Source organism: Shewanella sp. SM71 (genome assembly GCF_025653905.1).
Taxonomy (GTDB): Bacteria; Pseudomonadota; Gammaproteobacteria; order Enterobacterales; family Shewanellaceae; genus Shewanella; species Shewanella oncorhynchi.
Genome location: NZ_JAKKRW010000053.1, coordinates 1 through 701, shown reverse-complemented (window position 1 = coordinate 701; position 701 = coordinate 1). Strand labels below are relative to the sequence as shown.

The 701-nt window shown below is 59.6% G+C and carries 1 protein-coding gene; it reads right to left on the bottom strand.

The window, feature by feature from the left end:
- Positions 1-701 (bottom strand): VCBS domain-containing protein (locus tag L5L97_RS22805; RefSeq protein WP_263187186.1); only part of this gene is annotated, 701 nt, incomplete at both ends.

Here is a 701-nt window from a genome sequence, read left to right as displayed (position 1 = left end):
GCCGTTACCGACCGTGATGTCAGCGGGATCGTTCGCGCCGACAATGGTGATGGTCACGGTGTGGCTGGCGGTGCCATCGGCACTGGTGACCGTGATGTCACGGGTCAGGGTTTCACCYGCCTTGAGTGACTGCACGTCGCTGTGGCTGTTGTTTAAGGTGTAGGTCCAGTTACCGTCGGCATCAATGCTGAAGAAACCGTAGTTGCCATCGGCGACATTGGTTTGCACTTGGAATACCGCTTCGCCGTTGTCGACGTCGGTGACGGTTAAGGTGCCRGCCACCGTTTGTACTGTGCCTGGCARGGTGTCGGWATCGCCGTCTTCGGTGACGGTGCCRGCATCGCTGTCGCCGTTACCGACYGTGATGTCAGCGGGATCGTTCGCGCCGACAATGGTGATGGTCACGGTGTGGCTGGCGGTGCCATCGGCACTGGTGACCGTGATGTCACGGGTCAGGGTTTCACCCGCCTTGAGTGACTGCACGTCGCTGTGGCTGTTGTTTAAGGTGTAGGTCCAGTTACCGTCGGCATCAATGCTGAAGAAACCGTAGTTGCCATCGGCGACATTGGTTTGCACTTGGAAKACCGCTTCGCCGTTGTCGACGTCGGTGACGGTTAAGGTGCCGGCCACCGTTTGTACTGTGCCTGGCARGGTGTCGGTATCGCCGTCTTCGGTGACGGTGCCAGCATCGCTGTCGCCGT